This is a genomic window from Variovorax paradoxus (genome assembly GCF_009755665.1).
GTDB lineage: Bacteria > Pseudomonadota > Gammaproteobacteria > Burkholderiales > Burkholderiaceae_C > Variovorax > Variovorax paradoxus_G.
The window spans coordinates 2,686,877-2,701,438 of sequence record NZ_CP046622.1 but is presented as its reverse complement, the minus strand read 5'-3'; the positions used below and the strand labels follow the sequence as shown (position 1 = coordinate 2,701,438).

General features: G+C 65.9%; 16 protein-coding genes. 8 read left to right on the top strand and 8 right to left on the bottom strand.

Annotated elements, in window-relative coordinates:
• Window positions 1-9 precede the first annotated feature (9 nt).
• The 3 genes from GOQ09_RS12550 to GOQ09_RS12540 all read left to right on the top strand — a co-directional run bounded on the left by GOQ09_RS12550 (window position 10) and on the right by GOQ09_RS12540 (window position 1,813).
• Entirely contained in the window at window positions 10-861 is an 852-nt protein-coding gene (locus GOQ09_RS12550; RefSeq protein WP_157613705.1) for an OmpA family protein, read from the top strand.
• A 410-nt stretch (window positions 862-1,271) separates the two neighbouring features.
• Complete coding sequence (locus GOQ09_RS12545; protein WP_157613704.1) at window positions 1,272-1,475, top strand: hypothetical protein; 204 nt, start codon at window positions 1,272-1,274, stop codon at window positions 1,473-1,475.
• A gap of 143 nt (window positions 1,476-1,618) precedes the next feature.
• A complete protein-coding gene (locus GOQ09_RS12540; protein ID WP_242631098.1) occupies window positions 1,619-1,813 on the top strand; it encodes a hypothetical protein in 195 nt (64 codons plus the stop codon).
• A gap of 42 nt (window positions 1,814-1,855) precedes the next feature.
• Here the strand turns inward: GOQ09_RS12540 and GOQ09_RS12535 are convergent, their stop codons facing one another.
• The 5 genes from GOQ09_RS12535 to GOQ09_RS12515 form a co-directional block, all read right to left on the bottom strand.
• On the bottom strand, window positions 1,856-2,158 hold the full coding sequence (locus GOQ09_RS12535) for a hypothetical protein (RefSeq protein WP_157613702.1): 303 nt from the start codon (window positions 2,156-2,158) through the stop codon (window positions 1,856-1,858).
• 28 nt (window positions 2,159-2,186) lie between these two features.
• Window positions 2,187-3,656, bottom strand: coding sequence for a DegQ family serine endoprotease (locus tag GOQ09_RS12530; RefSeq protein ID WP_157613701.1), 1,470 nt, complete (start codon window positions 3,654-3,656; stop codon window positions 2,187-2,189).
• Between the two features lie 102 nt (window positions 3,657-3,758).
• Window positions 3,759-5,090, bottom strand: a complete 1,332-nt coding sequence (locus GOQ09_RS12525; RefSeq protein ID WP_157613700.1) for an ATP-binding protein — start codon at window positions 5,088-5,090, stop codon at window positions 3,759-3,761.
• On the bottom strand, window positions 5,087-5,746 hold the full coding sequence (locus GOQ09_RS12520) for a response regulator (RefSeq protein WP_157613699.1): 660 nt from the start codon (window positions 5,744-5,746) through the stop codon (window positions 5,087-5,089). Before GOQ09_RS12520 ends, GOQ09_RS12525 begins: the two co-directional genes overlap by 4 nt.
• A 53-nt stretch (window positions 5,747-5,799) precedes the next feature.
• Entirely contained in the window at window positions 5,800-6,570 is a 771-nt protein-coding gene (locus tag GOQ09_RS12515; protein ID WP_157613698.1) for an IclR family transcriptional regulator domain-containing protein, read from the bottom strand.
• 130 nt (window positions 6,571-6,700) lie between these two features.
• Between GOQ09_RS12515 and pobA the strand changes: the two genes are divergently transcribed.
• Window positions 6,701-7,882 carry a 4-hydroxybenzoate 3-monooxygenase gene (pobA, locus tag GOQ09_RS12510; protein WP_157613697.1) on the top strand — a complete coding sequence of 394 codons (1,182 nt, stop codon included), beginning with the start codon at window positions 6,701-6,703 and terminating at the stop codon, window positions 7,880-7,882.
• A 14-nt stretch (window positions 7,883-7,896) separates the two neighbouring features.
• Here the strand turns inward: pobA and GOQ09_RS12505 are convergent, their stop codons facing one another.
• Window positions 7,897-8,292: an SRPBCC family protein gene (locus GOQ09_RS12505; RefSeq protein ID WP_157613696.1), complete on the bottom strand. Its 396-nt coding sequence runs from the start codon at window positions 8,290-8,292 to the stop codon at window positions 7,897-7,899.
• A gap of 6 nt (window positions 8,293-8,298) precedes the next feature.
• On the bottom strand, window positions 8,299-10,629 hold the full coding sequence (locus GOQ09_RS12500) for a xanthine dehydrogenase family protein molybdopterin-binding subunit (RefSeq protein WP_157613695.1): 2,331 nt from the start codon (window positions 10,627-10,629) through the stop codon (window positions 8,299-8,301).
• Window positions 10,630-10,873: 244 nt separating this feature from the next.
• Here GOQ09_RS12500 and aat point away from each other — a divergent pair, with 244 nt between their 5' ends.
• From aat to GOQ09_RS12485, 3 genes are read left to right on the top strand one after another with little or no spacing between them, the layout of a single operon-like run.
• Complete coding sequence (aat, locus tag GOQ09_RS12495; RefSeq protein ID WP_157613694.1) at window positions 10,874-11,629, top strand: leucyl/phenylalanyl-tRNA--protein transferase; 756 nt, start codon at window positions 10,874-10,876, stop codon at window positions 11,627-11,629.
• Window positions 11,626-12,375, top strand: coding sequence for an arginyltransferase (locus GOQ09_RS12490; protein ID WP_157613693.1), 750 nt, complete (start codon window positions 11,626-11,628; stop codon window positions 12,373-12,375). The genes aat and GOQ09_RS12490 overlap by 4 nt, the downstream gene beginning before the upstream one ends.
• A gap of 30 nt (window positions 12,376-12,405) precedes the next feature.
• Window positions 12,406-13,242: an IclR family transcriptional regulator gene (locus GOQ09_RS12485; protein ID WP_157613692.1), complete on the top strand. Its 837-nt coding sequence runs from the start codon at window positions 12,406-12,408 to the stop codon at window positions 13,240-13,242.
• 5 nt (window positions 13,243-13,247) lie between these two features.
• Here the strand turns inward: GOQ09_RS12485 and GOQ09_RS12480 are convergent, their stop codons facing one another.
• Window positions 13,248-14,273: a serine hydrolase gene (locus tag GOQ09_RS12480; protein ID WP_242631097.1), complete on the bottom strand. Its 1,026-nt coding sequence runs from the start codon at window positions 14,271-14,273 to the stop codon at window positions 13,248-13,250.
• 22 nt (window positions 14,274-14,295) lie between these two features.
• Here GOQ09_RS12480 and GOQ09_RS26350 point away from each other — a divergent pair, with 22 nt between their 5' ends.
• Complete coding sequence (locus GOQ09_RS26350; protein WP_242631096.1) at window positions 14,296-14,475, top strand: hypothetical protein; 180 nt, start codon at window positions 14,296-14,298, stop codon at window positions 14,473-14,475.
• The last annotated feature ends 87 nt before the right edge of the window (window positions 14,476-14,562 follow it).

The window sequence follows — 14,562 nt, the reverse complement described above, 5'->3', positions numbered from 1 at the left end:
AACATCATCATGACGAAAAAAACGCAAATCCACCGCTTCTCGGCCGTCGCACTCGGGGCCGCCGCCATTCTGGTTCTGCAGGGCTGCAGCTCCTACGTGAGCAAGGGCATCACCGATGACGGCAAGGCCACCGAGGTGATCTTCCCCAGCGTGGAGAACGACGCCTGGCTGAAGGAAGGCACGTTCCCCAACCTGGACAACCTGCGTGCAGTGGCGCCGGGCGTCACCAAAGACCAGCTGTTCGATCTGCTCGGCCGCCCGCACTTTCGCGAAGGTGTGGCGAGCCCGCGCGAGTGGGACTACATCTTTCACTTTCGCAAGCCGGGCGGCGGCGTGACCACCTGCCAGTACAAGGTGATCTTCGACAAGGACTACAAGGCGCAGACCTTCCACTGGCTGCCCGCCGGCTGCGGCGACGTGCTGGCGGCGCGTGCGGCGCCCGTGGCCGAACGGCCGGCCGCTGCGGCCCCGGCTGCGCCGCGCAAGATCACGCTGGGTGCCGACGGGCTCTTCCGCTTCGACGGCGGCTCGCTGGCCGACCTGCTGCCCGAGGGCCGGCGCAAGCTCGAGACCCTGGCTGGCGAGATCAAGAGCAGCGTCAAGTCGGTGGATGCCGTCAGCGTGACGGGCCACACCGACCGCCTGGGCAGCAGCACCTACAACAACGCCCTTTCACTGGCGCGTGCCAACACCGTTCGCAACTACCTGGCGCAGTCCGGCGTGCCGGCACAGACCGTGCAGGTGCAAGGCAAGGGCGAATCCGAACCGAAGGTGCAATGCGCGCAAACCAGGCGCGCGGAGCTCATCGACTGCCTGGCGCCCAACCGCCGCGTGGAGATCGAAGTATTCGGCGGAAGCTGAACGACCTTGCGGGCTCGGCGGCACACGCCGGGCCCGCTTCCAGGCGAGCCTTTGCGCGGCAGCCGCGTTACAAACAGTCGCGGCTTTGTCTGACATCTGCGATTTTGAAACAACTCGATCTTCCGTTCTCGATTAGGAGGTTGAGATGGAAGATCGCGACAAGAGAACCGGCCCCGATTCGCAAGCGACAAGGGCTCTTTGGTGGGTGATTGCCGCAATGGCGGCGGTGATTTGCACGCTCGCGCTGCTGCACCTTGCCGTGCAGCGCGAGCGCGCGGCCATGGCCGTCGGCCAAGTCGATTTTCAGCTGCTGCCGGAGGCCTTTGCTGAAGCCTGGAGGGCTACCCCACCCCACTTGAATCCTGCCAGCGTGCCCGCATCATTGATCCCATCAAAAAAACCGGGGGAAGATGATGTCGAGGTCTTCGGATGCGCGCGCCCTCTCGAAGCTCGCCTGGGAAGCGGCGTGGGAACGTCTGGGCAATGCGCTGCAGCCGCCGCCGGGCTATCCGGAGCCGACGCCGGAGCAGCTTCAGGAGTGCTTTCGCGTGGCAAAGGAGCAGCTTGAAAACTTGCGCGAGGCCTATGACATCGAACCGCCACGCAAGCCGTGAAGCCCGCAGAGGGCACACCGCACACGCGAAATATCGCAAAAAGAGGGCAATCCCAGAGCGCGAGTCAGCCGCTAAACAGTAACGCCGCGTACATTACCGCCAATGTACTATCGGCTTGGTCCATGCACTTGAATTCCCTACTCTTGGTTGCGCTGCTTCTTGTTGCAAGCGGTTTGTTCTGGTGGTGGGCCTTTGGTGGAGGCCTCTTCGCTCTGATCTCCGTCGCGGTGATCGGCTTGGGGGCGGTGCTCTACATGGCCCTGCGCGGGGACAAGGGCATCAAGGACGAGCTCGACGCGCAAGTCCCCCAAAAAGACGCGGGCAACAAAGAGTCCTGAAGCGCGCTCGCGGCGCGGCGCCGGCAGCGTCCGGCGACCGCGTCAGCGCAAGGCAAACGCCAGCGTCACGGCGCCCAGCGCCAGCAGCGCAAGCCCGGCAATGAAGACCACCTCGCCCCAAGCTTCCAGGCGGGCGCCTGATTTGCGCGACCGCATCGAGATGAATGACAAGAGCGCACTGGCCAGGAAGACCAGTGCGTCGATGGCCAGCATGCGATCGATGACCAGCCGCAGGTCGTCGCGCGGGCCCAGGTGGCCGATCGACATCACCGTCATGCACACGCCGATCATGGTGGCCGACGTGGGCAGGATGTGCGCCGAAAGGCCTCCGGACGATGAGCTCATGTTCTGCGCAAAAGCCTGACGGCGAAGCTCAGCCGATGCGAACCGGCACGAAGATCTTGTCTTCGCCGCGCTGGATCAGAAGCGCGACCGACTTGTCGGCCTTGGCCACCACTTCGCGCACCTGCTCCAGACTCTTGGCTGGCGTGCCGTTGATGGCCAGCAGCACGTCGCCCGCCTGTACGCCGGCCATGGCCGACGGACCAGCAACGTCTTCGACCAGCAGGCCGTTCTCGATGGCGGCCTCGCGCTTTTCCTGCGGCTGCAGCGGCCGCAGTGCAAGGCCGAGCTTGCCCTGCCCCGCGGCGCTGTCGGCCTTTGCGACCTGCGTGGGCTTGTCGCTCGCGTCGCCGAGCTTGGCGGAAAGCTCCTGGCGCTCGCCTTGGCGCCACACTTCGAGCGTGACCTTCTTGCCCGGCGTCTGCTGACCGATGACGGCGGGCAGATCGCCAGACGAGACGATGGGCTGGCCGTCGACCTTGCGGATCACATCGCCCGCCTTCAGGCCGGCCTTGTCGCCGGGGCCGCCCTTCTCGATGTTGGAGACCAGCGCACCCTCGGGCTTGTCGAGCTTGAACGAATCGGCAAAGGCCTGGTTCACCTCCTGCACCGCCACGCCCAGGCGCGCATGCGTGGCCTTGCCGGTGGCAACGATCTGATCCTTCACCTGCACGGCCACATCGATGGGAATGGCGAACGACACACCCTGGTAGCCGCCGCTGCGGCTGTAGATCTGCGAGTTGATGCCGACCACCTCGCCGCGCGTGTTGAGAAGCGGCCCGCCCGAGTTGCCGGGGTTCACCGCCACGTCGGTCTGGATGAACGGCACGTAGCTGTCGTCGGGCAACGAGCGGCCCTTGGCGCTCACCACGCCCGCCGTTACCGTGTTCTCGAAGCCGAAGGGCGAGCCGATGGCCAGCACCCATTCGCCGACCTTCAGGTCCTTGGTGTTGCCCAAGGCAAGCGTGGGCAGGTTCTTCGCGTCGATCTTGAGCACGGCGATGTCGGTCTTGGCGTCGGCGCCGAGCACTTTGGCGCGGTATTCGCGGCGGTCGGTCAGCTTGACGGTAACCTCCTTCGCGCCTTTCACGACGTGCGCGTTGGTCATGATGAGGCCGTCGGGGCTCACGATGAAACCCGAGCCCTGCGCCCGCACCGGCACATCGCGCTGCTGTGCGCGCGGGCCCATCTGGCCCTGGAAGCGGCGGAAGAACTGGAACATCGGATCTTCCGGGTCGATGCCCTGCATCTCGGCCGCGGCTTCGGCGTCCGACTCCTTGGCGGTACCGGTCACGCTGATGTTGACCACCGCAGGGCCGTCTCGCGTGGTGATGGTGGAGAAGTCGGGCAGCGTGACCATTGCGGGGGCTGCGGCGACGGGCGTGGCGTTGGTCGGGGCGCTCACGGCACTGGTGTAGGCGCCGGCACCAACGGCGCCGATCACCCCGGCGGTTGCCAGGGCAAGAACCAGGGCGGAGGGAGAAGTCAGGCGGGTGTTCATTTCTAGCTTTCCTTTCAATGCGTCTGCACGCAAACACGATGAGAGGAATGTCGGCCCGCTGACTTAAGCGCGCCTTAAAGCGCGACCCGAATTCGAGAGAGCTCAGGCCTTGGCTGCAAAGCGCACCACCGCCCGCAGGCCGCCCAGGCTCGGCGATGCGGCGAGCGCCACCGTGGCGCCATGCAGGTCGGCAATCGACTTGACGATGGCCAGCCCCAGCCCGCTGCCCGGCGCCTGCGGCTCGCCAGAGCGATAGAAACGGTCGAGCACCCGCCCGCGCTCCTCTTCGGGCAGGCCGGGCCCGCTGTCGTCCACACTGAGCTCCACGCCCTCGCCTTGCACCGCAATGCCCACGTCCACGCGCCCGCCTTCAGGCGTGTACTTCACGGCGTTGTCGACCAGGTTGCGCAGCAGCATGCGCAGCGCCTCGGGCTGGCCGTTCACCACGGCGGCGTCGTCCGCATGCGAGATGCCGATGTCGATGCGCCGTGCCTGCGCGGCCGCGACCGCGTCCGAAATGGCGAGCCGCGCGGTCTCGGCAAGGTCGACCGGTTCGGGCTTGGCACCTGCGGCCATGCTGGCCTCGTGCCGGGCCAGCGCGAGCATCTGCTCGACCAGCCGCGTCGCGCGATCGATACCCGCCACGAGCCTGCTCACGGCCACCTCGCGCGCCGCCGCATCGGGTGCGCGCTGCAGGCCCTGCACCTGCAGCTTCAGTGCGGCAAGCGGCGAACGAAGCTCATGCGCGGCATCGGCCACAAAGTGCTTTTGCGCATCGAAGGCGTGGCGCACCCGGTCGAACAGCAGGTTGAGTTCTTGCACCAGTGGGCGTACTTCGTCGGGCAGGCCTTCCTCGCTCACGGCGGAAAGATCGTCGGCTTGCCGCGATGCAACCTGCGTGCGCACGCGCGCCACGGGCGCGAGCGAAAGGCTCACCACCCACCAGACGATGAGCATGAGCAGCGGCGCCATGAGCGCCACGGGCGCAATGGTGCGCAAGGCCAGCGCGCCGGCCATGTTGCGCCGCGCCGCCATGTCTTGTGCCACCTGGATGACCAGCGCGCTGGTCTGCATCGAGAACACCCGGTAGGTGGTGCCGCGCGCACGCACGTCGGCAAAACCCAGCACCGCCAGTTGCGGCAGCGCGGCCTGCTCGGCCGACTCGAAAATGCGCACGCCGTCGGCCGTCCACACCTGCACCACGAACTCGAAGTTCTGCTCGCCGCTGCCGATGCCGCCGACCGCCGCACTCGGCGGCAAGCCGGCACGCAGCGAGAGCGCCATCTGCTGCATGTGGTAGTCGAAGATGTCGTCGGCCTCCTTCAGCACCGTGCGGTAGGCCACCACCGCCTGCGCGCCGGCGGCCAGCACAATGGCCGCAAGCAGAAACCAAAGCAGGCGCGCGCGCAGCGACCCCGTCAGCGCGCGGATCATGCCTTGGGCACCATGTAGCCAACGCCGCGCACGTTGCGGATCAGCTCCGCGCCCAGCTTCTTGCGCAGGCCGTGCACGTACACCTCTACGGCGTTGCTGCTGATTTCGTCTTTCCAGCTGTAGAGTTTTTCTTCGAGTTGCGCGCGCGACAGCACCATGCCGGGCCTTGCGATCAGCGGTTCGAGCACCGCCCATTCGCGGGCCGAAAGTATCACCGGCTGCCCTGCCACCGAAACCTCGCGCGTGGCGGAATTGATGCTCACGCCCATGTGCTCGTACACCGGCTCGGCACGCCCTGCCGCGCGGCGCAGCAGTGCCCGGATGCGGGCAAGCAACTCGTCGAGGTCGTAGGGCTTGAGCACGTAGTCGTCGGCGCCCGCGTCGAGCCCTTCGATGCGTTGCTGCACAGAGTCGCGCGCGGTGGCAATCAGCACGGGCATGCGCTGCTTGCGGGCGCGCAGGCTGCGCAGCACCTCGAGCCCGTCGCGGCGGGGCACGCCCAGGTCGAGCAGCACCAGGTCGTATTGCTGGGTGCGCAATGCGGATTCGGCCGCATCGCCGTCTTTCACCCAGTCCACGGCGTATTGCTCGGCCCGAAGCAAGTCGAGCACGGCTTCGCCGATCATCACATCGTCTTCCAGGAGCAGCAGTCGCATGGTCGTTGTGTTCCGTTTCGGGTTCGAGGCAGCGGCGGCGCGGAAAGTTCAGGCTACAGCAACGACCTGACCTCGCGCGCGGCCTCGAAGAGCAGAGGCAGCATCTCGCGCTGGAGGGTCTCTTCCTGATAGCGCGTGCCGGAGAGCACCACATTGAGTGCGGCCACGGTGCGGCCCTGCATGTCGCGCAGCGGCACGGCGAGCGCCTGCACGCCGAGCTCGTGCTCTTCGCTGGCAAAGCAGTAGTCGTCCTTGCGCACGCGGGAGATCAGCTGGCGCAAGCCGCGTGCCTGGGTGGTGGTGTGCGGCGTGAGCCGCGCAAGGTGGCGCCCCTTGAGCCATTGCGTGAACTGCACCGGCGCCATGGCCGCGAGCAGTACCCGTCCGGTCGATGTTGCATGAGCGGGAAGCCGGGCGCCAAGATGCAGGCCATAGGCGAGCACTCGGGTCGGCGTGCCGTAGGCGCCGCTGCGCGCGATGATGACCGCCTCTTCGCCGTCGAGCACCACGGCCGAGAACGACTCCCCCGTTTGTGCCGCAAGGCGGTTCAGGGTGGGCTGCAGCGCGCGCGGCAGCCGCGACGAAGCAAGATAGCTGCCCGAGAAGCGCAGCACCTTGGGCGCCATCCAGAAATAGCTGCCATCCGTCTCCAGATAGCCCAGGTGAGCCAGCGTCAGCAGGTGGCGGCGGGCGGCGGCACGCGTGAGGCCCGCACGCTCGGCAGCCAGGGTGGCGTTGAGGCGCTGGCGCTCGGTATCGAAGCTTTCGAGCACGGCCATTCCCTTGGCGATGCCCTCGATGAAGTCGGCTTTGGCAATGGTCATCTGGTCGGTGTGAGAAGTGTTGCGCGATGATCGCGCAGCCGCTCGCATGATCGCACAGAGCCTCGCAAAACGCTGCGCCAGCATGCCGTGCACGCCCTACGCTCCGGAAAACCCCATCGGAGACACGAACATGCGCACACAGGTCGCCATCATCGGCGCGGGCCCAGCCGGCCTGCTGCTCGGCCAACTGCTTTTCAAGGCCGGCATCGACAACATCATCGTCGAGCGCCAGAGCGGCGATTACGTGCTCGGGCGCATCCGCGCGGGCGTGCTCGAGCAGGTCACCATGGATCTCCTGGCGCGCGCCGGTGTCGACGCACGCGCCAAGGCCGAGGGGTTGCCGCACGAAGGCATCGAGCTGCTGTTCAAGGGGGCGCGGCACCGTATCGACATGCACGGCCTCACGGGCGGAAAGCAGGTTACGGTGTACGGCCAGACGGAGGTGACGCGCGACCTGATGGAAGCACGCTCGGCCGAAGGCCTGGCCACCATCTACAGCGCGGCCAACGTGAGCCTTCATGACTTCGATTCGCAGCGTCCCCGTGTGCGCTACGAGCAAGACGGTCAAACGCACGAGATCGAATGCGACTTCATCGCCGGTTGCGACGGTTATCACGGCGTGAGCCGGGCCAGCGCGCCCGCGGACGCAATTCAGACCTACGAAAAGATCTATCCCTTCGGCTGGCTCGGCGTGCTGGCCGATGTGCCGCCGGTGTCGCATGAACTCATCTACGCCAACACCGAGCGCGGCTTTGCCTTGTGCAGCATGCGCAGCGCCACGCGCAGCCGCTACTACGTGCAGGTGCCGACCGAAGAGCGCGTTGAAAACTGGAGCGACGAGGCCTTCTGGAACGAGCTGCGCGCACGGCTCGACCCTGAGGCGCGCGAGCGGCTGGTGACCGGGCCTTCGCTGGAAAAGAGCATTGCGCCACTGCGCAGCTTCGTGGCCGAACCGATGCGCTTCGGCTCGCTGTTTCTGGCCGGCGATGCCGCGCACATCGTGCCGCCCACCGGAGCCAAGGGTCTCAACCTTGCGACGGCCGACGTGGGGTATCTCTCGCGTGCGCTCGAGATCTTTTACGGCGAGAAAACGCCCTCCGCGCTCGACCGCTATTCAGACCTTTGCCTGCGCCGTGTGTGGAAGGCGGAGCGTTTCTCGTGGTGGTTCACCTCGCTGATGCACCGTTTTCCGGAAACCGGCGCCTTCGGCCAGAAGATCCAGGAGGCCGAGCTCGATTACCTGGTGCACTCGCACGCCGCCTCCACCTCGCTGGCCGAGAACTACGTGGGCCTGCCGCTCGAAGACTTCTAAGCGGACGGCAGGCTTTACTTTTCGAGCGTCTTCTTCATCGCAGCGCCGCCCTGGTCCATCATCGGCGCAATGTAGGCGGCAAATTCGTCGGGCAGCACATCGGTGATCCACACGAAGCGCGAGCGCCCTTCGCCATGCGCGAACACCTGTGCCGATGCATAGTGGTGGCTCGCCTTGCCGCCGGTGATGGTGTAGGCCAGGCGGCGGTTCGGCTCGTCGATGCCCACGAGCAGCTCGCGTGCCACCAGGCCGTTGGCAAAGCTCACGATGCGGGCCCCCTGCCCGTCGAGCTTGGCGTCGGTCAGAAAGCCGGGCGCGAGGCGCGTGTGCACGGCGCCGAAGTCGCGCAGTGCATCCCAGACCTGCGCCGCATCGGCCTCGACGATGAATTCTTTGTAGATCGTTGCCATGGTTCTTCAATCCACCGTGTGCATGGCCTGCCACACGCGCGCCGGACTCAGCGGCATGTGCAGGCGCGGTGCGCTGGCCGCAAAGCCGTTGCGCGCAAAGGCGTCGGCCACGGCGTTGACGATGGCCGGCGTGGCACCGATGGTGCCGAGTTCGCCCACGCCTTTCACGCCCAGCGGATTGTTGATGCAGGGCGTCGACTCGTCCATTTCCATGTGGAACATGGTCTGCACGATATCGGCGCGCGGCGCGGCGTAGTCCATGAGGCTGCCGGTCACGGGCTGGCCTGTATCGTGGTCGTACACCACCTGCTCGTAGAGCGCCTGGCCAATGCCCTGCACCGCGCCGCCTTCAAGCTGGCCGCGCACGATCATCGGGTTGATCACACGGCCTACGTCGTTGACTGAACTGTAGGCCACCACGCTGATCTCGCCCGTCGGCGGATCGATTTCGATCTCGCAGATATGGCAGCCGTTGGGCCAGGTCGGGCCGGCCACTGTGCTGGTTGAGTCGACGAAGATTTCACCCTCGGGCTGCTTGCCCGCCAGGGCGAACAGGTCGAGCTCGAGATCGGTGCCGGCCACATTGAACACACCGCGGCTGTAGACGATGTCGTCGACGGAGGCTTCGAACTCCTGCGCCGCGAGCTCGCGCGCCTTGTCGATGGTGCGCTCGGCGCCAATGCGAACGGCCGAGCCGCCGGTGAACAGCGAGCGCGAGCCGGCGCTGCCGAAACCGTCGCCGCGGTCGGTGTCGCCAAGCACGACGCGCACCTTCTCGATCGGCACGCCGAAGGCATCGACCGCCAGCTGCGCCAGCGACGTGGCAATGCCCTGCCCCATCGCGTTGACGGCCGAGAACACTTCGATTACGCCATCGGCCTGCACCGAAACCGTGACGCGCTCCTCGAACACGTTGCCCCCCGTCCATTCGAGAAAGGTGGCAATGCCCAGGCCGCGGTGCTTGCCTTGCCGGGCCGACTCGGCCGCGCGGGTCTCGAAGCCTTGCCAGTCGGCCAGCGCCAGGGCCTGGTCCATCACCGACTCGAACTTGCCGGTGTCGTAGGTCTGCGCCATCGGGTTCTTGTAGGGCATCTGCTCAGGGCGGATGAAGTTGCGGCGGCGCAGCTCGACGCGGTCGATTCCGGTCTGGCGCGCGGCCTCGTCCATCAGGCGCTCGATGGTGAAGATGGCTTCTGGGCGGCCCGCGCCGCGGTAGGCGCCGGTGGGCGCGGTGTTGGTGAGCACCGCCTTGAAGTGAAAGTCGATGGTCTGGATGTCGTAGACGCTGGTTTGCACCCAGGGGCCGATCAGCAGCTGGATGGCAACGCCGGTGCCGGTGGCATAGGCGCCCACGTTGGCCAGCGTCTTGATGCGCAGCGCGAGGATCTTCCCGTCGGCATCGAGCGCGAGTTCGGCCCGGGCCTCGATGTCGCGGCCGTGCGCACTGGAAAGAAATTCTTCGCTGCGCTCGGCCACCCACTTCAAGGGGCGCTTGACCTGCAGCGCGGCAAAAGCAACGGCAATGTCTTCAGGGTAGGCGCCGGTCTTCATGCCGAAACCGCCGCCGACATCGCCCACCACCACGCGCACCTTCTCTTTCGCGAGCCCGATGGCGCCGCACACGGAGTCGCGCACACCCGAGGGCATTTGCGTGCTCATGCGGATGGTGAGTCGGTCGGATTCGCCGTCGTAGGCCGCAAGCACCGAGCGCGGCTCGATAGTCAGGGCGACGACGCGCTGGTTGACCACGTCCAGCGCAACCACATGGCTGGCCTTGGCAAAGGCCGCTGTCGCGGCTTCGCTGCTGCCGTGCTTCATTTCGGCGGCGATGTTGCCTGTGGCTTCGGCGCACAACTGCGGCGCGCCGTCGGCGGTGGCGCTCGCGAGATCGACCACCATCGGGAGCTCGTCGTAGTCGACCATCACCACCTCGGCGGCATCGCGTGCCTGCTGCACGGTTTCGGCCACCACCGCCGCCACCGCCTCGCCGACAAAGCGCACGCGCTCGTGCGCCATGGCAAGGCGCGGCGGGCTGGCGCAGTCGCCCCCATCGGCGCGCTTGAAGCCGGCAGCGCCGGGCATGGGCTTCACGCCTGCTTCGGCCATTTCGGTGCCCGTGATCACGCGCAGCACGCCGGGCATTGCGGCGGCCGCGACCGTGTCGATCGACACGATGCGTGCATGCGGATAGGGAGAGCGGAGAAAGACGAGATGCGCCTGTCCGGGGAGCGTGACGTCGTCGGTGTAGCGGCCTGCGCCGGCCAGCAGGCTCTCGTCCTCCAGACGGCGAACCGCCTGGCCGCTACCGAAACGCGTGGGGTTGGATTCAGTGGTCAACGTTGTCCTCTTGTGCTGGCCTCCGCGAGGCAATGCCGGCCTGGAGGGTCCGCTGTGGGTCTGTGGGGTTGCGTCCGTGGGGCGCGAATGGAAGCAGCAAGCACTATATGGGCTCCGGATATTCCTGTGCGCTTTGCACGCAGAGCCTGTGGCTTGCAGACCGCAATCGTTTGCAATCCACTGGAGAGCGGCCATTTTCTCCCATCCGGATGAAGCCCGCCACGAAGCCGTGTATACCTACGGCATGCAACAACTGCCCTGGCTCGAACCCGGCGACGCGCTGCCCGACCCCGCATCCGCGTGGGGCGAAACCGACCCCGTGCCCGGCCTGCTTGCAGCCGGTGGAGCGCTCGACGTCGATACCCTGACGCAGGCCTACGGCCGCTGCGTATTTCCGTGGTTCAGCGAAGACCAGCCGATTCTCTGGTGGAGCCCGGACCCGCGCATGGTGCTGCAGGTGGCCGACTTCAAGCTCCACCGGTCGCTGCGCAAGACCCTGGCGCGGTTTGCAGAGGCGCCGGGCTGCGAAGTGCGCATCGACCACGATTTCGCATCGGTCATCAAGGCCTGTTCGCATTCGCCGCGTGTCGGTCAGTCGGGCACATGGATCGTGCCGGACATGGTGAAAGCCTACCTGGCGCTGCACCGGGCCGGCCACGCGCACAGCGTGGAAACCTGGATCGACGGCGAGCTTGCGGGCGGGCTCTACTGCGTGGCGCTTGGGCGCGCGGTGTTCGGCGAATCGATGTTCACCCGCCGCCCGGACGCCTCGAAGATCGCGCTGGCGGCGCTGGTGTGCCTGTGCCGCCGGTTCCAGGTGAAGATGATCGACTGCCAGCAGAACACCGCTCACCTGGCGAGCCTGGGAGCACGCGAAATGTCACGCGGCGCTTTCGTGGCGCATGTGGCCAATGCCCGCCGGCAAGAGGGCCCACAGTGGCATTTCGAGCCCGTATACTGGACAGAACTCCTTTCCACGCGACCTTCTCAATCGACGTGACGCACCTCAAGGATCTTCCGCTTCACACGCTGCAGTTCTACGCGACGGCGCCCTACCCCTGCAGCTATCTGCCCGACCGCCAGGCCCGGTCGCAGGTGGCCACGCCCAGCCACCTGATCCACAACGACGCCTACTCCGACCTGGTGCTCAGCGGCTTCCGGCGCAGCGGAATGTTCACCTACAGGCCTTATTGCGATGGCTGCCGCGCCTGCATCCCGCTGCGCGTGCTGGTCAACAGCTTTCATCCCACCCGCAGCCAGCGCCGCGCCGTGAAGCAGCACAAGAACCTGCAGTCGCGCGTGCTCAAGCTGTGCTTCGTGCCCGAGCACTACCAGCTCTATCTTCGCTACCAGAACGGCCGCCACGCCGGTGGCGGCATGGACCACGACAGCATCGACCAGTACACCCAGTTCCTGCTGCAGAGCCGGGTCAATTCGCGGCTGGTCGAGTTCCGCGAGACGCTGCCCGACGGCAGCGCGGGCGCGCTGAAGATGGTGTCGATACTCGACGTGCTGAACGACGGCATTTCGGCCGTCTATACCTTCTACGAGCCGGACGACAGCGCGGGCTACGGCACCTACAGCGTGCTGTGGCAGATCGAACAGGCCCGAAAACTCGGGCTGCCGCATGTCTACCTCGGCTACTGGATCGAGGGCAGCGCCAAGATGAACTACAAGGCGCGTTTCAGCCCCCATGAACTGCTGATCGACGGACACTGGCAGGCGCCAGACGATTTCACAAGGTAAAATGGCGCCCGGTCCACACCGCATCGCGCCATGAGAAAAAATCAATCCGACGTTCCTGCCGTTCCAGTCATCCAGGTGATCGAGCGCATGTTCGCGCTCATCGACGTGCTCGCCTCCCGCGAGGAGGCGATTTCGTTGAAGGAAATCAGCGAGAAGACCGGGCTGCATCCCTCCACCACGCACCGAATCCTCAACGACCTGGCGGTCGGCCGATTTGTCGACCGGCCCGAGGCCGGCAGCTACCGGCTCGGCATGCGGCTGCTGGAGCTTGGCAACCTCGTCAAGGGCCGGCTGAACGTGCGTGATGCCGCCTTGGGGCCGATGCGCGAGCTGCACAAGCTCACGCAGCAGCCGGTGAACCTCAGCATGCGGCAAGGCGACGAAATCGTCTACATCGAGCGCTCGTACAGCGAGCGTTCGGGCATGCAGGTGGTGCGTGCCATCGGCGGCCGGGCCGCCCTGCACCTGACCTCGACCGGCAAGCTGTTCCTGGCGGCGGACGATCCGCAGCGCGTGCGCAGCTATGCCACGCGAACCGGCTTGGCCGGCCACACACGCAACAGCATTACGCAATTGCCCGTCCTGGAGCGCGAGCTCTCGAAAGCACGCCAGTACGGCATTGCACGCGACAACGAAGAGCTGGAGCTGGGGGTGCGATGCATGGCCGCCGGCATTTACGACGACCAGGGCAAACTGGTGGCGGGCCTGTCTATTTCCGCGCCGGCAGACCGGCTGGACGAGGGCTGGCTGCCCAAGCTGCAGGCCACGGCCAATGAAATTTCGGGGGCGTTGGGCTACAAGGACGCCGCCTCGGCGTCTGCTGCTGCCCCAGGCGCAAGCGGCAACGGCTCTTCAGCCGCTGCCTGAGTCGTTCAGCCGGCGACCTGGTAGGTCGCGTTGCTGCGCGAGGCTGCCGGCGAGCCGGTGGAGGCATGTGCTGCCTCGACCCAGCGGCGAACCCGCTCCGCATCGGCGATACGGCTGTACTTGCCGGCCGAGTCCAGGAACACCATGATGAGCTTGCGCCCGGCCACCTTGGCCTGCATCACGAGGCACTGGCCCGCTTCGGAGATGTAGCCCGTCTTCTGCAGGCCGATTTCCCAGTCTGGGCTCTTCACGAGACGGTTGGTGGTGTTGAACTGCAGCACGCGGTTGCCAACTTCGACCTGGTATTCAGGCGAGGTCGACAGCGAACGCACGGTGGCGTCGGAATAAGCGGCATTGACGAGCAGCGCCAGATCTTGTGCGCTCGACTGGTTGCGGCTCGAGAGGCCGGTGGGCTCCACGTAGCGCGTGTCCTTCATGCCGAGCATCTTTGCCTTGGCGTTCATGATGCTCACGAAGGTTGCAAGGCCACCCGGATAGGTGCGACCCAGCGCATGCGCTGCGCGGTTTTCGCTCGACATCAGGGCCAGGTGCAGAAGCTCGCCGCGCGACAGCGTGGTGCCCACGGTAAGGCGCGAACGGCTGCCCTTTTCGGTGTCGACGTCGTCCTGGGTGATGGTAATCAGTTCGTCGTTCGGGAGATGGGCTTCGCTGATCAGCAAGCCGGTCATCAGCTTGGTGAGCGATGCAATCGGGAGCACCGCATGATCGTTCTTGCTGAACAGCACTTCATGCGTGTCCTGGTCGATCACCAGTGCAACGCTCGACTTCAGGTCGAGCACGTCTTCGGTTCCGTGCAAGCCGGCCAGTTGGCCGAACGACTGGCGTGCCGGCGTTTCGACGCGAACGACCGAACGGCGTTGCACGGCAACCACGGTCTTGCCGTTCTTTTGGCGAATGGAGGCCACCACGTTGCGGCCACCACGGACGACCTTTTCGCTTCGGTCGGCCTTGCCGCTGCGCTTGGCGACCACGGCAGCGCGCGGCGTCTTGGCCGAACGCTTGACTTCCACTGGCACGGGTCCTGCGGCTTTCTTGGCCGTGGACGTCTTCGCGACAGTTGTTTTTTCCTTCTTGGCGGCCTGTGCACCGGACAGCAAAAACGCCGTGGCGCAAAGCGCGACGGCGACGAATTTGACTGCGGGCAAGAACCGCTGGCTGGAAACTCGGCGGGGGCGGGTTTCGGGCATTAATAAATCTCCAGCGGCAAAATGAGAACCGCAGTGTATCGAAATCAAAAAAGGCACGCAATATCAGTTACTTGCGTCCTTTTCTTCACTCGAATCCAAGGATCACTCGTAA